Annotated in this window: 17 protein-coding genes and 1 pseudogene; 4 read left to right on the top strand and 14 right to left on the bottom strand. The window is 71.6% G+C overall.

Annotated features, from left to right (window positions below):
• Positions 1-5: 5 nt before the first annotated feature.
• Both NQO67_RS37405 and NQO67_RS37400 read right to left on the bottom strand, forming a co-directional pair.
• Positions 6-974 (bottom strand): RlpA-like double-psi beta-barrel domain-containing protein, encoded by a 969-nt coding sequence (locus tag NQO67_RS37405; protein WP_255954930.1) that lies wholly within the window; start codon positions 972-974, stop codon positions 6-8.
• A gap of 287 nt (positions 975-1,261) precedes the next feature.
• Positions 1,262-2,107, bottom strand: a complete 846-nt coding sequence (locus NQO67_RS37400) for a helix-turn-helix domain-containing protein (protein ID WP_255954929.1) — start codon at positions 2,105-2,107, stop codon at positions 1,262-1,264.
• 193 nt (positions 2,108-2,300) lie between these two features.
• Between NQO67_RS37400 and NQO67_RS37395 the strand changes: the two genes are divergently transcribed.
• Positions 2,301-2,780 (top strand): isomerase, encoded by a 480-nt coding sequence (locus NQO67_RS37395; RefSeq protein WP_255954928.1) that lies wholly within the window; start codon positions 2,301-2,303, stop codon positions 2,778-2,780.
• 127 nt (positions 2,781-2,907) lie between these two features.
• On the opposite strand, the gene NQO67_RS37390 is transcribed toward NQO67_RS37395, so the two are convergent.
• Both NQO67_RS37390 and NQO67_RS37385 read right to left on the bottom strand, forming a co-directional pair.
• Entirely contained in the window at positions 2,908-5,535 is a 2,628-nt protein-coding gene (locus tag NQO67_RS37390; RefSeq protein ID WP_255954927.1) for a CBM35 domain-containing protein, read from the bottom strand.
• A 71-nt stretch (positions 5,536-5,606) separates the two neighbouring features.
• Positions 5,607-6,476, bottom strand: coding sequence for a carbohydrate ABC transporter permease (locus tag NQO67_RS37385; protein WP_255954926.1), 870 nt, complete (start codon positions 6,474-6,476; stop codon positions 5,607-5,609).
• A 182-nt stretch (positions 6,477-6,658) separates the two neighbouring features.
• On the opposite strand from NQO67_RS37385, the pseudogene NQO67_RS37380 reads away from it, so the two are divergent.
• Positions 6,659-7,862 (top strand): annotated as a pseudogene (locus tag NQO67_RS37380) (RNA-guided endonuclease InsQ/TnpB family protein); the annotation flags it as partial.
• A 51-nt stretch (positions 7,863-7,913) separates the two neighbouring features.
• Here the strand turns inward: NQO67_RS37380 and NQO67_RS37375 are convergent.
• The 3 genes from NQO67_RS37375 to NQO67_RS37365 form a co-directional block, all read right to left on the bottom strand.
• Positions 7,914-8,903, bottom strand: coding sequence for a carbohydrate ABC transporter permease (locus NQO67_RS37375; RefSeq protein WP_255954925.1), 990 nt, complete (start codon positions 8,901-8,903; stop codon positions 7,914-7,916).
• A 30-nt stretch (positions 8,904-8,933) separates the two neighbouring features.
• Positions 8,934-10,271, bottom strand: a complete 1,338-nt coding sequence (locus NQO67_RS37370) for an ABC transporter substrate-binding protein (protein ID WP_255954924.1) — start codon at positions 10,269-10,271, stop codon at positions 8,934-8,936.
• 106 nt (positions 10,272-10,377) lie between these two features.
• The gene (locus tag NQO67_RS37365) at positions 10,378-11,439 is read right to left on the bottom strand and encodes a LacI family DNA-binding transcriptional regulator (RefSeq protein ID WP_255954923.1); all 1,062 of its coding nucleotides are present in this window, start codon (positions 11,437-11,439) and stop codon (positions 10,378-10,380) included.
• Positions 11,440-11,625: 186 nt separating this feature from the next.
• Here NQO67_RS37365 and NQO67_RS37360 point away from each other — a divergent pair, with 186 nt between their 5' ends.
• The gene (locus tag NQO67_RS37360) at positions 11,626-13,830 is read left to right on the top strand and encodes an alpha-galactosidase (protein WP_255954979.1); all 2,205 of its coding nucleotides are present in this window, start codon (positions 11,626-11,628) and stop codon (positions 13,828-13,830) included.
• A 7-nt stretch (positions 13,831-13,837) separates the two neighbouring features.
• Here NQO67_RS37360 and NQO67_RS37355 read toward each other — a convergent pair whose 3' ends face one another.
• The 6 genes from NQO67_RS37355 to NQO67_RS37330 all read right to left on the bottom strand — a co-directional run bounded on the left by NQO67_RS37355 (position 13,838) and on the right by NQO67_RS37330 (position 20,717).
• Positions 13,838-14,239 carry a nitroreductase/quinone reductase family protein gene (locus NQO67_RS37355; RefSeq protein WP_255954922.1) on the bottom strand — a complete coding sequence of 134 codons (402 nt, stop codon included), beginning with the start codon at positions 14,237-14,239 and terminating at the stop codon, positions 13,838-13,840.
• 173 nt (positions 14,240-14,412) lie between these two features.
• Positions 14,413-14,799, bottom strand: a complete 387-nt coding sequence (locus tag NQO67_RS37350) for a DUF742 domain-containing protein (protein ID WP_255954921.1) — start codon at positions 14,797-14,799, stop codon at positions 14,413-14,415.
• Positions 14,796-15,242 (bottom strand): roadblock/LC7 domain-containing protein, encoded by a 447-nt coding sequence (locus tag NQO67_RS37345; RefSeq protein ID WP_255954920.1) that lies wholly within the window; start codon positions 15,240-15,242, stop codon positions 14,796-14,798. Before NQO67_RS37345 ends, NQO67_RS37350 begins: the two co-directional genes overlap by 4 nt.
• Positions 15,239-18,289, bottom strand: coding sequence for a sensor histidine kinase (locus NQO67_RS37340; RefSeq protein WP_255954919.1), 3,051 nt, complete (start codon positions 18,287-18,289; stop codon positions 15,239-15,241). The genes NQO67_RS37345 and NQO67_RS37340 overlap by 4 nt, the downstream gene beginning before the upstream one ends.
• A gap of 516 nt (positions 18,290-18,805) precedes the next feature.
• The gene (locus tag NQO67_RS37335; protein WP_255954918.1) at positions 18,806-19,897 is read right to left on the bottom strand and encodes a Gfo/Idh/MocA family protein; all 1,092 of its coding nucleotides are present in this window, start codon (positions 19,895-19,897) and stop codon (positions 18,806-18,808) included.
• 223 nt (positions 19,898-20,120) lie between these two features.
• The gene (locus tag NQO67_RS37330) at positions 20,121-20,717 is read right to left on the bottom strand and encodes a gamma carbonic anhydrase family protein (protein WP_255954917.1); all 597 of its coding nucleotides are present in this window, start codon (positions 20,715-20,717) and stop codon (positions 20,121-20,123) included.
• A 396-nt stretch (positions 20,718-21,113) separates the two neighbouring features.
• Between NQO67_RS37330 and NQO67_RS37325 the strand changes: the two genes are divergently transcribed.
• Positions 21,114-21,494 (top strand): hypothetical protein, encoded by a 381-nt coding sequence (locus NQO67_RS37325; RefSeq protein ID WP_255954916.1) that lies wholly within the window; start codon positions 21,114-21,116, stop codon positions 21,492-21,494.
• Positions 21,495-21,735: 241 nt separating this feature from the next.
• Here the strand turns inward: NQO67_RS37325 and NQO67_RS44025 are convergent, their stop codons facing one another.
• Complete coding sequence (locus NQO67_RS44025) at positions 21,736-22,473, bottom strand: cupin domain-containing protein (protein WP_305126736.1); 738 nt, start codon at positions 22,471-22,473, stop codon at positions 21,736-21,738.
• Between the last annotated feature and the right edge of the window lie 11 nt (positions 22,474-22,484).

Raw genomic sequence — 22,484 nt, 5'->3', positions numbered from 1 at the left:
GTTCGTCAGGGCGTGGCGCCCGAGCCGTCCGATGTGGTGTACGTCGTCTGCGTGAACGCCGCGCTGCACTTGTCGCCGCAGGACGCCGGCAGGTCGAAGGAGTAGACGCGGCCGTCGCCCAGCAGGGCGTCGTCGACGTCGCTGACGCGGATCTCGTAGTGGGTGCCGCCGGAGACGGTCGGCTCGATGATGAACGACTGGCCCATGTCGCTGTTCATCTTGGCGTCCTTCCAGGTCGTACCGTCCTGACCCAGGTACTGCACGCCGTGGATGCCGTTCGGCAGGTTGCTGATGGCGATCGCGGACCACCAGGTCTGCGCGCCCGACAGGAAGCCGATCTTGATGTCTCCGGTGTAGTCGGGCGCGGGGATGAACTTCCACGTGACGTGGCGGTTGTTCCAGTGGTCGGCGAGGCCGGTGACAGGGGCACCGTCCAGCTGGAAGTTCTCCAGGGAGCCGGTCCTGAGGTCCAGGTGGTACGGGTCGTCGCGGCACCAGGCGTTGGAGTCGCCGCAGCTGTCGGCCACGATCATGTTCAGGGTGGCACCGTTGTACGCGTCGGACACCCAGTCGCCGTTGCGGCAGAACGGCTGGCTCGGGGCGCCGTCGTTGGTGCCGGTGCAGAAGTCGCTGATGTCGACCTGGACCCAGCGTCCGCAGTTGTGGCCGTTGTCCCACAGGCCGATCTTGTCCGCCTGGTCGGCCGGGATGGGACGCGGGTAGTAGTTGTAGTCGCCCGGCGTGTTGTAGACGTTCAGCGCCACGAAGTCCTGCGTCGGCAGCTCCGCCTGGGGCAGTCCGCAGCCGCCGTAGGGCGAGCCGAGGGCGTCGAAGTGGGTGGCGTTGCCGGTGACCGGCTCGTCCACCGGGGGCACCGGCGGGGTGGTGGCCGCGCCGGCCGGTGCCTGCGTCAGCAGGGCCACGGTGAGGCAGGCGACGCCGGCCACGGCGAGCGTCCTGATCCGGGCCCGCATTCCCGACCCCGGCCTCCCCGGTCCCGTCTTCGTTTCCGACCTCCGCGCGTGCGGCAGCCGTCCGACACCCATGGCCCTCAACCCCTGTCCGCTCGGATGCGTGATCGCTCCCGGCCGGCGTCCCGGTCGATCGGGCGGATCCGCCCACCGCGTCACGGCGATCGGTTCGGTGACGTGGGCGGCGCGGCCGCGAGGTGGGGACACGACAGGCTTGGGAGCGCTCCCACCATGGCTGACGCCCTGGGCGGTGTCAACCGGCGTGACGGCAGGGAGAGTTCAGGAAACCCTCAAGGATTCAGGCCGGCCGCCGCCCGCAGCAGAGCCGCCGTGGCCGCGTCCGCCGGGAAGAACGTCTCGATGGCGATCTCGTCGAGCGTCACGTCCCGCGGCGAACCGAACACCGTCGTGGTGTACAGCAGCGCCAGCTCGCCGTACGCGGACGACATCCTCAGCGGGACCACCAGGTCGTAAGCCGGCCCGTCCGAGGAAGGCGTATCCGCGGAAGACCGGGCCGACGAAGGCCCCGCCGAGGAGGACCCGCTCGTCTCCGCCTCGGGCACCGGATAGCTCTCCAGCTCGGCGAGCAGCTCCGCCAGGCCGGCGGCCGAGGTCCGCTCCAGCTGGCGGCGCACCCGACGCAGCACGTGCGCGTGCCACTGCGGCAGGTTCCGGATGCGTCGGGACAGGCCGTCGGGGTGCAGGGTGGCCTTCAGCACGTTGAACGGTGGCCGTGCCAACTCCCCCGTCACCTCGGCGAGGAACAGCCCCATCGCACGGTTCGCGGCCAGCAACTCCCAGCGTACGTTGACGGCGAGCGCCGGGTTCGGCTCGTGCCCGGTCAGGACGGCCTCCACCGCGGCGCGCGCCACACCCAGATCGGCGAAGGCGCGCTCGGCGTGCATCGGGGCGAAGCCTCCTGCCAGGTAGAGGGCGTTGCGTTCGCGCAGCGGCACGTCCAGCTCGTCGCAGAGCCGCCGGATCATGTCCCTGCTCGGGTTGGCGCGCCCGGTCTCGATGCAGCTCAGATGGCGGGTGGAGAGTTCGGCGGCGAGCGACACGTCGAGCTGGGAGCGGCGGCGACGCCGGCGCCACTGCCGCAACAGCGCCCCGACCGGCTCGGTGGTGGTCGTCATGGCCTTCAGGCTGCCCTGCCGTGCGTAGCACGGCAATGACCTGGCAGGTCATCGACAGTGCGCACCGGCGGCGCCCACAGTCGTGAACCGGAAGCGCAGCTCGTTGCGGAGCGGTCCACCGGACGGCTCAGCAGCGCAGTGATCCACCGGACCGCCGCCACGCAGCGGTCCGCCAGACGAAGGGACACCGGCCATGACCGAGACGACAGCAGGGTCCGAAACCCCGACCGAGCCCTCGACCGAGCCCCTGACCGACGCCGAGACCGCCGTCGAGGGCTTCGAACAGCTCCAGGAGTACGTGCGGTTCTGGAACGCCGACACCGAGCAGGAGCAGCGCCGGCTCGCGGCAGCGGCCCTCGGCGACGGCGTCGAGTACTGCGCGGAGATCGGGATCCTCACCGGCGCGCAGGCGTTGATGAACTTCCGGAACCAGTTCACCGCCCACATGGGCGACGTCGCCCTGCGGCTGCGCGCCCGGCCGCAGGTGCACCACGACCGCGCCAGGCTCCAGTGGGAGATCCTGACCGGTGACGGCGCGTCCTTCGCCACCGGAACCGATGTGATCCAGCTCGACGAGGACGGTCGGATCGGCTCCGTCGTCGCGTTCCTCGACCGGGCTCCCGAGGGTTTCGACCCCGCGGCGCACCAGGAGGAAGTGGCGGCGAGCCAGTAGGGCCTGCCGGGACAGTGCGCTCAGCGCTGCACCCCGTGCCGCCGGACCGTCCCGGCGTGAACCGGAGCGGCCCGGCGGCATGGGTGGGTGTCAGAGGTGCGGTGCACCGTCCGGTAACCGCGACGGCTCAGCCCGCGACCCGCGCCACCCGGATCCGGTCGAGGTCGGGGGCGGCGCCGTCGGCGTTGCCGAGGGTGATCGTGTTGGTTCCCCTGGACAGGTCGACGGGGATGCCCAGGCCCCAGAAGTCCTCCCAGCTGTTGGTGTTGTGGAACCTCACCCGCTGGGCCGGGCCGTCGTCGACGGTGAGGTCGGCGGCGCGGGAGATGATGTTGGTGTTGTACTGGTGGCCGGCGCCGCGCTCGTTGTTGGAGTAGTCGACGACGAGCATGTAGCGCCCGGCGGAGGGGGCCCGGACGGTGAAGCGGGCCGTGGCGTCCGCTGTGCCGCCGAGTTGCTCCACGTAGCCGCCGCCGGAGGCGAAGGGGCTGGCCGCGCTCCGGGCGGTGCCGCCGAGCGCGGCGTCCTCGGCCTCGTACGAGGCGATCCCGGTGCCGTCGCCGGAGCCCTGCACGTCCAGGCTGCGCAGGGCGGTGTCGCCGGTGGTGGGGCGGGCGGTGATGCGGTTGTTGCCCGCGATCAGGAACAGCCGGTGCGCCTGGTGCGGCGCGGTGGTCACGGTGGTGCCGTGCACGGACAGGTCGAGCTTCCCGCCGGTGTGGTCGGACGCGACGGTGTAGTAGCCGTCACGCGGTGCGTCCACGTCGAACGTGGCGGTGTCCCCCCGGTGCAGTACGAGGGCGCCGGTGCCGGTCGGGGTCGTCGTCGCGTAGGCGTAGGAGGGGTGGCCGGTGGTGTCGGCCAGGGTGGCCTCGTACCGGGTGCGGGGTGTGGTGGCCGCGGTCAGGTCGATGCGGTCGAGGGTGACCTCGTCGGTGGCGTGGGCCAGGGTGAGGGTGTGGGTGCCGGCGGCCAGGTGCACCCTGGTGTGCTGGTTGCCGCGGTAGGTCCAGTTGAGGGTGGAGGGGTAGCGCACGGTCTGCGGGTGCGCGCCGTCGACGGTCAGCTGTTGCGTGGCGGGGCGTCCCGACTGGTTGCCGTAGCGTACGCCCAGGTCGTAGTCGCCGGTCGTGGGCACCGCGACGGTGAAGGCGACCTTGCTGGTGTCCCGGTCGAGGGAGCCGACGTCCTTGGTGCCGGAGGTGGCGTAGCCGTTGGCGTTCTCCACGGTGCCCTGTGTGAAGACCTCGCCGTCGGTGATCGCGGCGTCCTCGGCCTCGTAGGACGCGCTCCAGGGCACCGAGGGGGTCTCGGGGGCCCCGTCGCCCGCCGGACTGAGCACGACGCGGTAGGCGGACATCGCCTCCATGGCGTGCAGCGGGACGGTCACCGTGCCGTCCGGACCCACCCGCACGGTGGCGCGGGTCAGGGTGCGGGGTGCGTCGGCGGCACCGTCGTAGCCCGACCAGTCGTCGGCGCTGACGGTGACGTTCACCGCGGAGCCGAAGACCGCCGGGTCCACATGGCGGACGACGACGTCGGTGTCACCGGACGTACCGCCGACGATGGCCTGGGCCCGGCGCTTTCCGGTGTCGAGCGCGGCCATGCCCTGGAGGGTGTCGACGGTGTTCGCCTGCGGCGGGGTGACCTGCACGGTCCGGCCGGTCAGCTGGGCGTACCAGCGGAAGAACCACCAGCCGCCGTTGGGGATGTTCGACTGGACGACGTTGTCGCTGAGGTTGCCCGCGGCGTCCCAGTAGGCCTGGTCGGCGTCGACCTTGTTGCGTTCGAACATCGACACCCACTGGACGAGCTGGCCCGGCACCGACAGGTCGCGGCGGTTGGCGTACTCGTTGATGTTCACCGGGATCGGGGAGACACCCGCCTGCTTCTCCAGCGAGCGGTAGTCGTCGAAGTGCGTCTGGAAGTCCTTCAGGGAGTCCGGGCTGAGCTCGTGCCAGGTCGTCACGTCCGGCAGGACGTCATGCGCCTCGGCGTAGGTGAGGAAGTCACCGAAGAAGCGGCTGCTGTAGGTGGCCACGTTCGGTCCGGCGATCCTGGCCCCGGGGTCGAGGGCGCGTATGTGGTGGTAGACGGTGGTCCAGTCGGCGAGGAACCGGTCGCGTGCCGCCTCGTAGGCGTCGGGGTCGTCGGCGCCGCCGAACTTGTACCAGATCCAGTCGGGCTCGTTGAACGGCACGTAGATGTAGCTGTCGTGGTCCGGCGCTGCGGCCGTCTGCCGGGTGATCCTGTCGACCCTGCCCAGGAAGTCGTCGATGCCCAGGTCGTCGTAGGGCCAGGTGGGATAGTCGTCCTGCATCAGGACGTTGACGTCGCCGCCGCCGTTGCGGAAGAAGTACGGGCCGACGGTCAGGTGGTCGCCGTTGGGGTGCTGCGTGCCGCCCTCCGGCTTCTGGGAGACGGTGCTGAGTTCGAGCGGCTGGATGATGGCGTCGCTGGGCACGGACGGGTCGCTCAGCCCGTACAGCGCACCGTTGGCCCCGTGCAGGACGTCACCGGTCGGTGCCCCCAGGTCGACGACGATCGTCTGGGTGCCCGCGGTGGCCACCGGCGCCGTGACCAGTCCCCCGGCGCCGAGGAGCACGCCGAGGGTGGCGGCGAGCGCGGTGCTCCGCAGGGCGGTCCGGGCGGGTGCGGGCCGTGCGGGTCTGCGGGCGGTGCCCGGGGCGGTCTCACCGGAGGTCGTGCGGCGCAGCAGGCGTCCGGGCAGGTGATGGAGTGTCTTGGCAGTCATGGATCGCGGCTCCTTGTTCGTGATGTCCTGGGGTCGCGTGCGTGGGTGTCGCGCGCAGGTGGCGGCCAGCGCTACTTGACCGCTCCGCTGGTGATGCCGGAGACGATCCGGCGCTGGGCGACCAGGAAGACGGCGGCCATCGGCAGGCTCATGGCCACGACGTAGGCGAAGATCAGGTGCCAGTTGTTCAGATAGAGCTGCGCGGTGGCGACCTGGTAGAGGTTGAGCGGCAGGGTGGCCCGGCTTCCGCCGCCGAGCACGAAGAAGGCGTAGAAGATGTCGCTCCAGGCGTAGAGCATCACCATGATCGTGGCGGTGGCGATGACCGGCCTGAGCAGCGGCAGGATGATCGTCAGGAAGATCCGCAGCGGTCTCGCACCGTCGATGCGGGCCGCCTCCTCCAGCTCCAGGGGGATGGTGCGGATGAAGCCGGTCATGAAGAAGACCGAGGTCGACAGGTACATCCCGGTGTACAGGGCCACCATGCCAGGGCGGGTGCCCGCCAGGCCCAGCTGCCGCAGCTCCAGCACGATCGTGATCACCGCGGGCGGCAGCAGCAGCCCGCTGATGGTGACCGCGTAGGCGGCGGCCACCAGCCGGCCGCCGCGCCGGGCGAACACCCAGGCGGCGCCGGCGCCCAGGACCAGCACCAGGAGCACCGAAGGCAGCACGACCAGCAGGCTGTTGACGAAGCCGTGCACCATGTGGCCCTGGTCGAAGGCGTCGTGGTAGTTCCGGCCGGGCTGCCAGCGGTGCGGCAGGGTGAGGTTCGGCCGTACGGCCTCGCCCTGGGGCTTGGCCGACGTCGCCAGGACCAGCCACAGCGGCACACCGACGGCGAGCGCTGCCAGCAGCACCACCAGCGCGGGCCGCAGCCTGCGCCACAGCACCGGGCCACGCACCGCGGTGGCACGGTTCGGATGCGCACGTACGCCGCTCACCGAGTCTCCTTCGAGGAGGCCCCCACCTTCAGGTGGGGGAGAAATCGAAGCTCCCGCGGGAGCGGGGCAGGGAAAGCCGATTCGCCGCCAGGGCGGATCGGCGTACACCAAAACCGCAGGTGAGAGACACCACACAGAGCAATCGGACCCAACTGTCGTACCTCGCCGGTAGGTTGTGATGCATGACGGCAGAAGCGACCACGGAGGCCACCGGGCACGCCCGGTACACCTTCCGTGTGCGTCTGTCGAAGGCGGCGCGGACCGCTCTTGAAGCGGAGTGGGACCGCTGCCGGTGGGTCTGGAATGAGTCGGTCGCCAAGTCCAAGCAGGTCCACGTGCTCAGCAGGGCCACCGGCAAGAAGCTGACCTGCGGCCCGGCGCAGCTCGACAAGATGCTGACCGAGGCTCGGCGCGTGACACCTTGGCTTGCGGAGGGCGCAAGCGTTCCGCAGCAGCAGGTAATACGGGACTTCAGCAAGTCGCGGGCGAAGGCGCTGAAGGACATCAAGGCCCGGTTGCCGATGCAGCAGCGGGCCGGGATGCCCCGGTACAAAAAGAAGCGCGACGCCCTGCCGAGCCTGAACTACACCCAGCGCGGCTTCCGCCTCAAAGACGGCCGCCTGCACCTGGCCGGGGGCATCTGGGTGAGGCCGGTGTGGTCGCGGGAGCTTCCCAAGCCGCCATCCTCGGTGCGCGTGTATCGCGATGCGGTCGGGCACTGGTGGGCGTCGTTCGTCATCGCCACGGCGACCGAAGAACTGCCCGCGACCGGCCGTGTGATCGGGATCGACTGGGGCGTCAAGGAGACCGCCACCACCACGAGCGACGACCACGACCTTCCCCATGCCCAACACGGGAAGACCGCCACGCAGAAGCTCGCCAGGTATCAGCGGATGATGGCCCGGCGCAGACCGGCGATGAGTCAGGCCGTTTCCAAGGGCTACCGGGAGGCGAAGCGGCAGACTGCCAAGCTGCACCGTAAGGTCGCGAACCAGCGGACCGACACCGGCCGCAAGTGGGCCAAGAAGGTCGTGCGCGACCATGACGCCCTCGCAGTGGAGGACTTCCGGCCGAAGTTCCTGGCAAAGACCACCATGGCGCGCAAGGCCGCTGACGCGGCGATCAGCGCGACGAAGAAGGCTCTGATCGAGATGGGCCGCAAGCACGGGCGAGAGGTCCGCCTGGTGCACCCCGCGCACACCACGATGGACTGTGCGCAGTGCGGAGCGAGAACCAAGCACGCACTCCCCCTTTCCGAAAGGACGTATGCCTGCACCGCATGCGGAGCCGTATCGCCTCGCGATAAAAACTCCGCCCGCGTGATGCTGGTCCGGGCTGGTCTCGTACCCGGCTAGTGCTGATCGTCTAAGACCCGCACCTCCGCCGGAGGGCAGGCGACGTGAGCTGGGAATCCCCCTCCTTCAAGAGGGGGAGGAGTCAAAGCAGTTGCTCCCTTCGGCGCAGACCGGTCACCAGCGGGATCGCCACGACGAGCACCACCAGGAAGAGCACCAGGCTCATCGCCGATGCCTGGGCGTACAGCCCCTGGCCGAAGACCCGGAACATGTAGATGTTGAACACCTCCGTGGACGACGCCGGCCCGCCGCCGGTGGTCGCCTGGACGATGTCGAACGTGTTCATCGAGCCGATCAGCGCGGTGGTGACGTTGAACGTGACCGCCGGGGCCAGCATCGGAAACCGGATCGACCAGAAGGTGCGCCACGGCCCCGCCCCGTCCACCCGGGCCGCCTCCAGCATGTCGCCGGGGATGCCCTTGAGGCCGGCGAGGTAGATCAGCATGGCCAGGCCCATCCACTTCCAGCCGTGCACCATGGTGACCAGCACCAGCGTCCAGGTCGTGCTGCCCAACCACGGGATGTCGACGTGGTGTCCCGTGAGCGCGCTCAGCGCCCCGTTCACCGCCCCGTCCTGCGACAGCAGCGCCTGGAAGAGATAGCCGACCGCGAGCGCGGAGATCAGCACCGGCAGGAAGAACACCGCGCGGAAGAACCGGTTGAAGCGGCTGTCCTCCTCCAGCAGCAGCGCCAGGACAAGACCGAACCCGTTCTGGAAGAAGGCCGCCAGCACCGCGTAGAGCAGGGTGGTGCGCAGATCGGCGAGGAGCGAGCCGTCGTGGACGATGGTCCGGAAGTTGCTGAGCCCGGCGCCGTGGATGGCCTGGTGGTACACCGACCAGTCGGTGAACGGATAGACGAAGTTCAGCAGGTTGGGGACGAGGAAGAAGACGCCGAACACCAGCACGGCGGGCAGTGCGAACCACCACGGGTGGTGCACGGCCGCGCGCGGCAGCCGACCCGGCGGACGCCCGCGGCCCGGCCCCGCGCCCGCTCCCCCGCCCGCTCTGCCGGTGCGGCGGCTGCGCCGGGCCCCGTTCCTCCTGGCCCTCACGGTGGCGGTCTCCGCCATGCCGTACCCCTCCGTCGACGTCGTGGCCCGTCAGAACCCGGGCGCGCCCTGGGCCTTGGCTATCTGGGAGAACTCGTTCTGGACGTACTCGGCGACCTGCTGCGGCGTCTTCTTGCCGTAGATCATGTCGGCGAGGCCGAGGTGGAGGTCCGGGGCGACGATCGCTTTGGCCTGGAAGACGCCGACCGCCTTGCCGAGTGCCGCGGCCTGGTCCTTGGCGGTCTGCGGGAGGCCGCCGGGGTTGGGCACCGCGGGCTCGACGGAGGGGATCTTCATGGTCTTGATGTAGTCGGCGTAGTCCGGGCCCAGCCAGAAGGCCAGGAACTGGCGGGCGGCGTCCTGCCGCCTGGTGTCACCGGTCTTGAAGGCGACCACGCCGTTGGTCTGGTCGGGCGAGTACATGCCGGTGGCGCTGGAGCGGGAGATCGGGAACCAGCCGAGCGTCCTGTCGATCTGCGCGGTGCTGTGCTTGGCCTGGATCTCGGTCTGCAGCGAGGTGACGTTCAGGGCCATGGCCGCCGTGCCCTGCATCAGCGCGTCGCCCTGCTGCACGAACGTGGCCGTCTTGTAGGAGCGCTGGGCGAGACCGGCGCCCAGCAGGCGGTCCCGGTAGGTGCTGATCGCCTTCACCACGACCGGGTCGGTCCACTTCGCCTGGTTCTTGTTGAGCTTGTCCCACCAGGTCGACGGAAGGTCGGTGAGCTGCACCTGGACCTGCCACTGCAAGGGCCACTTGTCGCCGCCCACCTCGAAGAACGGGGCGACGTCCGGAACCCGCTTCCTGATCTTCTCGGCGGCGGCCAGCAACTCGTCGTAGCTCCTGGGCATCGCGGTGATGCCGGCCTTGGCGAAGGCGGCCTTGTTGTAGTACACGCCGAGCATGGCCGGGGTGGTGACGATCGCGGCGTAACGGGTGCCCTTGATCGTGCCCAGCGACCGTTCCGTCTTGCCGAGCTTGGCCACCCAGGGCTCGTCGTCCAGCGGCAGCAGGTTCTGCTCGGGGTGGATGAAGGGCAGGGTGCTGATGCTGGGCTGCCAGAACATCAGGTCCGGACGGTCCCCGGCGGCAAGCTTGGTCGGCACGTTCTGCTCGTACTGGTCCGGGATGGCCTGGGTGCCGACGGTGGCTCCGGTGGCCTTCTCGAACGCCTTGATGACCTGCTTGGGGGCGCCCACGGTGTTCTGCGCCGTCCACATCGTCAGATGGACGCCGTCGAGCCGGGCCGTCGGGTCGACCTTCCGCTGGGTGCTCTGGTCCTGGTCGCCGCCCGCCGCGGTGTTGTCGCTACAGGCGGCTGCGGTCAGTGCGGTGGCGCATATCAGGGACAGCGCCGAGAGGGTGCGTGCGATCGCGGCTTTCACGGGCATACTGCCTCACTGCGTCGGGCGGGCGGATACGGATGCCGAGCGATGGGGAGCGGGTCGGGACGGTGGGGCCGGCCACGTGGGCCGGCGACCCGGCGGACCGGGCGGGCTACCGTAAGGCCGGGTCGCGGCCGCCGGGCGGGCCCGCGCTCTCCCTGACCACCAGTTCCGGCGTCGAGACGGGATGCGGATCGACGGGGGCGTCCTGCTCGATCACCGAGTGCAGCAGGGCGAAGGCGGCTCGCCCCAGACCGGCGAAGTCCAGCCGGACGGTGGTGAGCGACGGGGTGGTGTACGCGGAGTGCGGCGCGTCGTCGAACCCGACCACGCTCACCTCGCCCGGGACCGCGCGTCCCGCCTCGTGCAGCGCCCGCAACACGCCGAGCGCCAGATCGTCGTTGCCGCACAGGATCGCCGTGACGTCGGGGTCACGGGCCAGCCGCCGGCCCGCCGCATGACCGCTCGCGGGATCCCAGGATCCGGCGAGCGGCGCGGGCTCGGGCGCACCGGCCGCGCGGAGCGCGTCACGCCAGCCGGCCGTCCGTTGCCCGGTGTGGGTGCTGGAGGGGATCGACACGTAGTGGACGGTGCGGTGCCCCAGGTCCAGCAGGTGGCGGGTGGCGTCCCGGGCCGCTGCGCGGTCGTCGGTCCACACCCAGGGGCTGCCGGGTCCCGGCGGCTCGGCGGGGGTCTCCACGACGCCCACCATCGGAACCCGGGCGGGGACCGCTGTCAGGGCGCGGACCCCGCCCGGGTCGTACGCGATCACGATGAGCCCGCCGGCCGCGTCCGCCGCCGTCTCGACGGCGCGCCGCACGGCGTCGTCGGCCCCGTCCGTCCCGTCCGACACCTCCAGCACGCTGATGCCCACCGCGAACGACGCGGCGCGCGCCGCCTCCTCGATGCCCTGGAGGATGGCCGCGTACCCGTAGAGCGTGGTGTTCGCGCTCAGCACGGTGAGGGCCCGGGTGCGTCCGCTGGCCAGCGCGTGCGCCGCGGCACTGCGCCGGAAGCCCAGCTCGGCGATGGTGGCCAGGACGCGCTCGCGGGTCGAGGGACGGACGCTGGGGTGGTCGTTGATCACCCGGGAGACCGTCTGGTACGACACCCCGGCCGCGGTGGCGACATCGCGGATGCTGGGCGGGCGGCTTGTGTGACCGGTCACACTCATGCCAGGATTGTGACCGGTCACACAGAACGCGTCAAGGGACCGGACGACTCGATCCGCGAGGGGGTCGCATTGGCGGGCACGACATCGGGCGCGACACCGGACAGCACACCGGACACGACGCACACCGAAGCCACCGAAGCCACCGAAGCCACCGAAGCCACCGAAGCCACCGAAGCCACGGATGCCGTGGAGGCCAGGGACGCCGCAGCGTCCTTCGACTGGGGACACGGTGGGCTGCACGCGGAGTTCCGCACCGCGCCGGACGGCACCCTGCGGCTGGTACGCCTCGACCACCCGGGCGATCCGGTGCCCGCGGGCCGACCGGCGCCCCCGCACGACCCGGCGGCACCCGGCGCCCCGGTGCCCGCCACCGACCCGGACGCGTCACGCCGTGCGGCCGCGCTGCCGCTCGTCGAGGTGCTGGCGATCGGATGGGGCAGCTCGTTCTCCGGTCAGCGCGGCATCGACTCGGCACTGGGCGCCCGGCTGCGGCACCGCGGGCACCGGCGGACGCGGGACGCCGACGGCTGGCACCGGTTGACCATCGACCTGCACGACCCGGACAGCGGACTCGCCGCACACGTCCACCTCGCCTCCCCGGACGGGCTGCCCGTGCTGCGCACCTGGGTGGACGTCAGCAACGAGGGGACGCGGCCGATCGTGGTGCAGTCCGTCAGCAGCCTCGCCCTGGGCGGGCTGCCGGCACCCGAAGCGCTGGACGTGCACTGGGCCCGCAACGACTGGCTGGCCGAGTGCCGTTGGCAGCACGGCCCGCTGCGGGACCGGCTGGTCGACGTCAACCGCGCCGTGCACGACCACGACACCCGCTGCTGCCTGGCCTTCGGCAACCGCGGCAGCTGGTCGACCGACGGCCACCTCCCCATGGGCGCGCTCACGGAGCGCGCCACCGGCCGCACCTGGCTGTGGCAGATCGAGTCCGGCACCGGCTGGCACTGGGAGACCGGCGAGCGGGCGGGCGGCAGCTACCTCGCCCTCTTCGGCCCGGACGACGCCCGGCACCAGTGGCGCCGCCGGCTGGACCCGGGCGCGTCCTTCTCCACGGTCCCCGCCGCACTCGCGCTGTCCCGTGACACGGCGGACGGCGGCTTCGACGCGGCGGCGGCACGCCTCACCACCTACCGGCGTTCCGTGCGCCGCCCCCACCCGGACCACCGCACCCTGCCGGTGATCTTCAACGACTACATGAACACCCTCATGGGCGACCCCACCACCGAGCGGCTGCTCCCGCTGATCGACGCGGCGTCCGAGGTGGGCGCCGAGTACTTCGTGATCGACGCCGGGTGGTACGACGACAACGCCGGCTGGTGGGACGGCGTCGGCGCCTGGGAGGCGTCCCGGCGCCGGTTCCCCGGCGGGATCCACGAGGTCCTGGACCGCATCAGGGACCGGGGCATGGTGCCCGGACTGTGGCTGGAACCGGAGGTCGTCGGGGTGCGCAGCCCGGTCACGACCCGGCTGCCCGACGAGGCGTTCTTCCAGCGCGACGGGGTGCGCATCACCGAGCACGGCCGCCACCACCTCGACCTGCGCCACCCGGCCGCGGTGGCGCACCTCGACCGCACCGTCGACCGCATCGTGGCTGACTGGGGCGTCGGCTACCTCAAGCTCGACTACAACGTCAGCATCGCCCCGGGCACCGACACCGGCGGCCGCACCAGCCCCGGCGCCGGGCTGCTCGCCCACTCCGAGGCCTACCGGACCTGGCTGACCGGTGTACTCGACCGCCATCCCGACCTGGTCCTGGAGAACTGCGCCTCCGGCGGTATGCGCATGGACCACACCCTGCTCTCGATCTCCCAGGTGCAGTCGACCAGCGACCAGCAGGACCCGCTCGCCTACCCGCCGATCGCCGCCGCCGCACCGACCGCCGTGGCGCCGGAGCAGGCCGCGGTGTGGGCCTATCCGCAACCGGAGTTCAGCGACGACGAGATCGCCTTCACCCTGACGGGCGCCCTGCTGGGCCGTGTCCACCTGTCCGGCCACCTGGACCGCATGAGCCCCGCCCAACGGGCGCAGGTCAAGGACGCCATGACGGTGTACAAGGCGCTGCGCCCGGAGATCCCGCGGTCGGTGCCGTTCTGGCCGCTGGGCCTGCCCGGCTGGACGGACCCCTGGCTCGCCCTCGGGCTGCGCACCGCCGGGGAGACCGGCGCAGGGGCGGCCCACCTGGCGGTCTGGCGCCGGGGCGGGCCGGTCGAGCAGCGCCTCCCGCTGCCCCGGCTGCGCGGTCGCGCCCACCGGGTCGACGTGCTCCACCCGTCCGCGCCGGCCGGGACCGCCGCGTTCGACACCGACCGGGGCGAGCTCGTCGTCTCCCTGCCCCGGGCACCGTACGCGCTGCTCCTGCGGCTGACGGAGGACGGCGGCTGAGCAGGCCTCAGGGGGTGTCGTCCAGGTCCACCCGCACGGTGAGCAGATGGGTGCCCACCGCCCGTACCACCGTGCTGTTCATGCGCGGCAGCTGCTTCAGGCGGGCGCGCGGGTCGTCGTCGCGCACCAGGTGGGCGGTGCCGGTGTACCAGCGGCCCCGGACGCGGACCCGGACCCCGGGGTTCGCCTGGATGTTCCGGACGTACTGCGACTTCTCGCCGTACTCGGAGACCAGCCAGAACGCACCGTCGACGATGCGGCCGCCGACCGGTGTCCGCCGTGGCTGCCCGGACACCCGGCCGGTGGTCTCCAGGAGCGTCTGGAGCGGCATCCGGCGCTGCAACGGGTTGGCGACCCGCCGCTGGAGCGTCGTCACCGCCCGGAACTTGATCTCGTCGTACCGCGACATGCCTGTGTCTCCCGTGGGTCGTCGTCCATCGGTCCGCCTACCCGGTCACCGCTGCTGATCGCCTCCGGGCCGGCCGCCGTTCGAACCGTCACCGATCCTGCCCGACCGACACCGCCACGTCCCGCCCCCGCCACGCCCGTCCGGGTGCCGCCCCCGCGTCGCACCCGATCCGTTCAGAGCCGTTCGAGGCCTTCCCGCACGGCTTGGAGCAGGTCCAGGTCCAACGTTCCGTCAGCACCGGGCCGGGCCGGTGCCCTGAAGATCAGGAACCCGGCCTCGATCAGATCGCCGATCAGGATCTTCGTCACGGACACCGGAAGTTTCAGGGCCGCGGAGACCTCTGCCACCACGGCAGGCTCACGGCACTGCTGAAGGATCCTGCGGTGCTCGGGCTCGATGCCGGGCCGCGGGGTGACCTCCTCCTCGGGGATGATCGTGATGACAACGGTGATCAGCCCGAGGTCGCTGCGCTGGGGCGCGGTGCGGCCGCGGGTGATGGTGAACGGTCGGACCAGCGGGTCGTCGTCGTCCTGCTCAAGGCCCTCCGTCCAGTGACTCACACACGTCCACCCCTGTCAGCCGGGATGTCACCCGCAAGTGTCTCCGCGCGGCGCTCGGTTCCGAGTTTCCTCCCGACCTGCTGGACCAGCGTGTGCATGGCGACCGCCATGATCTCGGCGTCCACGTCCTGCGACGCCACCACGGCGAGGTGGGTGCCACGGCCCGCCGAGGTGATGAACAGCCACAGGTTCGAGAGTTCGACGATGACCTGCCGCACCGCGCCGCCGTCGAACAGGTCGTCGACGCCACGGGCCAGGCTCTGCTGGCCGGTGGCGATGGCCGCGAGTCGTTCGGCGTCGTTGCGTTCGATGGTGTCGGACTGGCTCACGACCAGACCGTCGTCGGACAGCACGATGGCGGCCCGGGTGCCCGGTACTTGAGCGACCAAGCCGTCCAGCAGCCAGTCCAGGTCCGGGTTGGTGGCGGTGGTGCGCTGTGTCATGGGGCATCTTCCGTGTGGCTCGAACGGGTGTCCGGCATGGCATCCGTGACATCGGGTGTGACCTGGTCGTCGGCGGCGCGGGCAGGGCCGCGGTTGAGCCGGGACTGCCGCTGGAAGGCGCCGATCGCGGCGCCGGAACGGACGCTCCGGGAGTCGTCCTGCGGATCCGGCGGCTCGTCGTCGCGGTGCCTGCGGGGCCGCGGCGGCTCCTTGAGCCCGGGGGCGAGGTTGGCCTGGCGGACGCGTTTGGGCAGCGGCGTCAGACCGGGCGCCGTCTGCTCCTCGTCGCCCGGGTCCGCGGCGACACCGCGCGCCCGCTGCGGCAACCCACCCGGAGGGCCGGGCGGTACACCCGTCCGAACGTCTTCGGACGGCTCCGGCGCGACCCGGCGGTGCTTCGGCCCGCTGTGCGCGGCCTGGTCTGCCGTGCCGTGGTCACGGGGCCCACGGTGCTGCCCCGCGCCCGCGTTCCCCTGGGGCCCGTCGGTGCTGCTCACCTGCCCTGCGCGCGACCCGCTGGCGGTCACCGCGTCCAGCGCGCGGCCACGTGCCCGGGCCGGCAGCCCGGGCATCGAGGGTGCGGACGCGCCCTGCGGCGGCAGCGCGGCGTCGCCCCCGCTCTGTGCCCCGGCCGGCGCCGCGGCACCGGGGTACCCCGCGCCCGCCGGGTACCGTGCCGGGTCGGACTGGGCCGGGTACTCCGTCGCGGGGTGCCGTGCGGCATCCGCGGGCAGGGTCCCGTGGGCCGGGGCGGCCGGCTCGGGCTGGGCCGCCTCGGCGCGTGCGTGCTCGGTGTACGGGTCCCTGGGCCGCGGCACGCTCGCGCCGAACCCGTCGTGCGGGGCCCACCCGCTCCCCGTCCCGTCCGGTACCACCTGCTCGTTCGCTCCCCCGTGGTCGGGTATTCCCGGGTATCCGGCGAGCACTCCCGAGTGTCCCGCGGGTGCCGGCCAGCCGCCCGTGGGCGCCCCGGCCGCCGGTGTCCCGGCCAGGTCCTCGCCCGGCAGGTCGCCGGCCGGGCCGCCGGACAGCGCGTCGGCCCCGGTCACCGGGGTCGTCGCCCGGACGCCGCGGCTCTCCGTGTCGTCGGCGCCCTCGGGCGGCTCGGCGACGAGCTCCTCCGGCACCATCACGATCACCCGGGTACCGCCGTACACCGACGCCCGGAACTCCACCTTCAGGCCGAGGCTGGACGCCAGTTGGGACACCACGTACAGGCCGAGCCGGGCGTCCTCGGCCCGGGAGACCACGTCCAGCTCGGGGGGTTCGGCCATCATCGCGTTGAGGGCGTCGTAGTCCTCGGCGTCCATGCCCAGGCCCCGGTCCTCGACCTCCACGGCGAGGCCCCGGCCGACCAGCGTGGCGCGCGCCTCGACCGGGTTCGGCGGCTTGGAGAACGCCGCGGCGTTCTCCATCAGTTCGGCGAGGATGTGCACCAGCGGGCCGATGGCACGCCCGGCCAGCCAGGACTCCTCGGCCACCTCGATGCTGATCCGCCGGTAGTCCTGCACCTCGCCCAGGGCGGCGCGCAGCACGTCGATGACGCGCACCGGGCGGCGCCAGCGGCGCTGCGGCTGGCCGCCGCCGAGCACGACCAGGTTCTCCTCGTAGCGGCGCAGCCTGGACGTCAGGTGGTCCAGGTCGAACAGACCCTCCAGGATCTCGGGGTCCTCCTGGCCGCGCTCCATCTCGTCCAGCTTCTTCAGCTGGAGTCCGATGAGCAACTGGGTGCGGCGGGCGATGCGTTGCAGCATGCGCTGGAAGCCGCGGTGCTGCTCGGTCTCGCGCACCGCGGTCTCGACGGCGGTGCGCCGGGCGAGGTTGAGCGCCTGGCCCAGCTTGCCCATCTCGTCCTGGCCGTGCCGGACCTCGCGGACCTCCTTTTCGACGTCCACGTCCTCGCCGCGCCGCAGCCGCGCCATGACGCCCGGCAGCTCCGTCTCCAGACGGGCGGCCTCGTCGCGCAGGCCGAGGATGCGGCGCCGCAGCGAGTTGGTGAGCACCACGCTCAGGGCGATTACGACCACGACCGTGCCGAGGCAGATCACGGCGTAGGTCCGCATCCGGCCCTTGAGGTCGTCGACCGACTCGTCGGTGACGTCCTCGACGACCGTGGAGCGGTGCTGGATGAGCGTGTCGAACCGCGGCTTGAGCGTCTGCATCGCGTGCCGCCACTCGCTGCTGGTCCACGGCAGCAGCTCCGGGTCCGTCGGGTGGTGCCCGATCAGGGCGCTCTCCACCATCTCCTTGGTGTCCCAGGCGTTGTTGCCCTCGAGGTCCTGGAGTTCGGCGCGCTCGGGGAGGCTCACCCGGTTGGTGATCTCACTCTCGATGAGGAAGTGCTGGGCGCCGATCCACTGGCTGAGGCCGGTCCGGTCCCGGTCCCGGAACTCGTCCGCCGCCCAGCTGTAGGACAGCACCGCGTCCTCGCGGGAGAGCATCTCGTCCGCCCACATCAGGTCGGTGAGCGGCTTGAACGAGTCGGCCAGGTCCTCGTTGTCCGCGTGGCCGAAGGCCTCGAAGAAGCCCAGGTTGCTCTCGATCAGGCCGGTGTACGACTGCACCGAGATCTCGTCGGTGATGGTGTGCTGGTCGACGGCCGCACGGATGCCGTCGAGCCGCCCCAGGTCATGGCGGTCCTGCGTGACGGCGTCGCGCAGCCCCTGGCGGGGCAGCGAGGAGAGGTCGCCGTCCGTGGTCCCCAGGAACGCCTTGATCGCGACGTCGGTGTGCTTGCGCTGGGTCTTCACGGCGTCCTGTGAGGCACCCGGCACGGCCAGCATCTGGCCGGTGAGTCGGCGCTCCTCCTGGAGCTGCGCGGTGACGTTGCGAGCCAGCGTGGAGCTACGGTCATAGAGGTCGTCCTGATGGGCGAGTCTCTGCCAGTCGATACCGAGCTGGGCGGTGCTCAGGCCCCACAGGCCGAGCAGCGCCATGCTGGGTATGACGGTGAGGAAGACGAGCACCATCCGGAGCGAGCCGAGCCGGGAGACCTGGTCACGGTCTCGCCTCTGCTTCTGCTTCGACTCGCGTGTACGCGAAGACATGTTCCCCCGCAGCGCTTACGGCAGTTGACGCCGTATTCGCTGCACGGCGTCACAGGTGGCGTGATGCTAGTGCCGTCTGAGCCAGAGACGGAATACGACTGCTCAAAACCTCACGACTATTGCCCGTATCTGTTACCCGGGCCACGCTTCCCCATCCTACGACCGCCCCCTTAAGCGGCCTCCACAACGGCTCATGACCAGCGGCTTCCCACGCTTCACCAAGCTCTACCGGGCACCAGAGCCGGGTGTCGGATTCGGGACACGATCGTGTCTCCCTGGTGACACGATCCGGCCTCGGGAGCGGGGGCGGGACGGCCATGGCAGGCACCCGAGCGACTGCCCGGCAGACGCACCGTCAGCAGTGGGAACGCACATAACCGACACACCGTCAGGTGAACGACATGGGGCCCGGCGCGGGGTCCGGGGAGGGAAAGCGGGCGACGAAATCGGGACTGTCGCGAGCAGACCGGAAATCTCCCACCGGTGCACAGCGAACGTGTCACACACGACCGCACATCACCAGACCGGCCCATTTCCCTGCATCAGCTCATAATGGGGGGAGTCCGCGCCGAGCTCCGCTGCTTCGACGGGACGGCGGGTGAAGGCGGAGGCGTAGATGCCCGCGGCCAGTTGCAGCGTCCGGCGGGCGTCGGTCGTGGTGACCGGTGGCGCCACACCCTCATGGAGGGCGGTGGCGATCTCCCGGAACTGCGCGATGTGCTCGCTGCGCACCCGGGTCGGCCCCCTGTCCCACGCCGCCATGACCCGTTCCTCGTGCCCGGGCGCCGCGGTCACCGTCCAGTCGTCGTCGCCGTAGCCGTACAGGTGCCGTACCTCCACGGTGGCGAACTCGAAGTCGAAGCGGAGGTAACTCTCCTCACGCGGCGAGACGACGCTGTTGACGACCGAGGCCACCGCACCGTTCTCGAAGGTGACGTGCGCGAGGGAGACGTCTTCGGTGTCGACGGCGCGGGCCTGCTGCCGGGCCACCGCGCTGACCGAGGTCCAGGCGCCGAGCACGCAGAGCATGGTGTCGATCTGGTGGATGCCGTGCCCCATCGTCGGCCCGCCGCCCTCGGTGTCCCAGCGACCGCGCCACACCACGTCGTAGTAGGCCTGGTCGCGGTACCAGACGGTGTCGCACAGGGCGAGCAGCGGACGGCCCGCAGCGCCGGACTCCAGGAGCCCGCGCAGCCGCCGTATCCCCGAGCCGAAGCGGTGCTGGGAGATGGTGGCGACATGGCGGCCGGTGGCCTGCTCGGCAGCGACCAGCCGGTCGAACTCGGCGAGCGTCAACGTGGCCGGCTTCTCCAGCACCACATGCCCGCCCGCTTCGAGAACGGCCAGCGTGATGGGGGTGTGGGAGCCGGGCGGGGTACAGACGTGCACCAGGTCGACCTGCTCGGCGGCGAGCAGCGCGTGCACGCTCTCGTATCCGGTGAGGGAGTGGGCGGCGGCGAATTCGGCGACACGCGCCGGGTCGGTGTCGGCCGCGGCGACCAGCTCCACGCCGCCCGTCTCCCGGGCGATCTGCTGCAACGACGACGCATGGATGCCGGCGATGTTCCCGGTGCCGACGATGGCGGTACGCAAGGGCTTGACGGACAACGGGCGCTCCTGGTCGGACGGTCGGGCGGTCGGCGACGTCCTCCGAGGTCAGAGCTGGCCCGACCACGGATAGAAACCGCTTTCCGCAAACCCTAGGTCGGCGGTGAGCAGCCGGGCAACACCCGGTGGTTCGGCACCGGCCTGCGTCGTCGATCACCAGAGGCGTCGTCGGTCGTCGGATCGTCGGCCGCTCGGCCGTCCGCCCTCGAACCGCGCTCATCCCTCACTCGTCGATCCGCCGGTCGTCCCGATGCGCACCGTAGAACTCCGCCTGCCGGGCCATCAGCGTGCGCATGCCCGTGCCGCGTGGGGTGCCGTAGACGGTGCCGGGGAAGTCCATCGCGCGCTGGACCTCCCACAGCTCGTCGTGCCGGTCGGGCGAGAACAGCTCGGCCGGGTCGCCGACCGCGATCCAGCCGATGGGCAGCACGGTGTCGGGCGCGAGCCGTGAATTGACGTGCAGCACGCTGTTGATGCGCAGTTCGGACCGGGTACCGGCCACCGCGCCCGGGAACACCGACGCTCCGGTCGCCACGAAGACCTCGTCCTCGACGACCGCGCCGTTGATGTGCGCGTGCGGCCCGATCAGCACCGCGTCGCCGAGCACCGCCGGATGGTCCGCCCGCCCACGGACCAGCGCGTTCTCCATCACGACCACGTCGGCGCCGGTACGCACCTCACCGTCCTCCGCGGTGAGCACGGCGCCGTGCAGGATCCGGGTCCGCTCGCCCAGCACCACGGCGCCGCAGAGCACGGCGGTGGGGGCGACGTAGGCGGACTCGGGGACGACGGGACGGTTTCCGCGGTGTTCGAGAAGCATGGGCTGGAGCCTAGGCGCGTTCCGCGGTTCAGGTGCCGGGGCGTCTCGACGGCGGGTCGTTGCCGGGCCGCTCAGGTGCCGCCCGGCGCCGGCGGTCGGCGGCCGGGTGCCAGGGCGGCTGGTCCGGCACGGCGCTCAGCGTGGGAACGGCCGGGGTGGCCGCGCGGAGTTCCCGGGCCCCGGCAGCGGGACCACGCCCGAGACCGTACCGGGCGATGCGAGCAGGCGGTAAAGGCTTTTTCGGCGGCGTGCGGCAACCCCGCCCCGCCGGGGTCGGGTCGCCTCCCGGAGATCACCGGGTGCCCCCGGACGTCGCGGTGAGCCATTCGACCGCCGCCGCCGTAAAGGACAGCGAACCGGCGGGTCACAGGGGCCCGCTGCGACGAAAGGACGTGCATGTCCAACTCGGCATTCCGGTGGCTGCGGGCGACCGCGGCCGTCCCGGCGGCGGCACTGGTCGCGCTGGCCGTGGCGGTCCCCGCGTCGGCGCAGAGCACCGACAACCAGCCGCCTTCGGCACCCACGAACGTCACCTCGACGTACTTCACGGATCGCCTCGTCACCATCATCGACTGGGACGCGTCCACCGACGACACCGACGCTCCCGACGACCTGACCTACGTCGTCGTCACCGACGACCCCTATGCACCGAGGCAGGTCGTCAGCGGAGGGGTCACCTCGGCCACGGCCACCGCTCCGTTCACCGTCACGGTCTGGGCGGTCGACACGTCCGGCAACGAGTCGGCGAAGGTCACCGTCCAGACGAAGCCGGTCTAGGCGAGGACAGGACAGGCGACGTCGGTCCCGAAGGCATCGGTCCTGATACCGGACGGACCCGACGGGCCTGACGGACGGCCCTGAAAGGTGATCCGGTCGATCCCCGGCCCGGATCGACCGGATTCGTGCCGCCGGGCGGGTCGGAGAGCGCCGCACGCAGGGGGCTTCCCGAACTCGGCGCCCGAACTCGGCACGGTGGCGGGAGGCCGTCGCCTCCCGCTGTCCCGCGATCCCACTCTCCCTATCCCTCCGCCTTCCCGGCCCGGTCCCGCGGATACACCGCCAGGAAGCCGCACATGCCCAGGGTGTCCTGCTCGGGGGCGGGGATCCGGGCCACGGTGGCCCGGCCGAGGTGGTCGACGTCGCCCCGGCGCAGCGCGGCGATCTGCTCGCCGGTCGCCTCGGCGGCTGCCAGGGCCTTGGCGCGCCAGGCCGCCTCCCAGGTGTCGAGCCGGCCGGACACCAGGGCGGCCGCGGTCCGGTAGAAGTCCCGCAGCGCCTCGCCCGAGCCGTTCTCCACATCGTCCACGAGCCGTTCGAAGCCGCTGATCGCCAGGTCCCGGCGGGCCCGGGCGCGTTCCTGGCGCTCGGCGGGCAGGCCGTCGCCGAGGGAGACCGCGGCGGCGTACGTCTCCGGGTCCGCCAGGTGTTCCGGAGGGAAGGTCAGGACGGCGTCGCCGGCCTCGGGCAGGCCGTCGTTCTGCATGATGACCTGCACCTGGAGGTCGTCGACGTTGACCGCGCGGTGGATGGTGCCGGGGGTGAACCAGACGGCGTCACCGGCGGCCAGTGGAACCCGCCGCAGCCCCTCCGGGGTCAGGGTGTGCAGCTCCCCCCGGCCGCCCAGCACCGCGTAGCACTCGGTGCAGGTCAGGTGCATGTGCGGGGAGCCGCCGTGCAGCCGGTCGGCGGTCTCCCACGGGTAGACGCGGAGCCGGGACAGGCCCACGCCCGCGGGCAGCAGCGGTATGTCGGACATCGGTTTCTCCT

The sequence above is a fragment of the Streptomyces odontomachi genome (assembly GCF_024435355.1).
GTDB classification, from domain to species: Bacteria; Actinomycetota; Actinomycetes; order Streptomycetales; family Streptomycetaceae; genus Streptomyces; species Streptomyces odontomachi.
The sequence above is the reverse complement of the archived record's forward strand: the minus strand, read 5'-3'. Positions and strand labels throughout refer to the sequence as shown.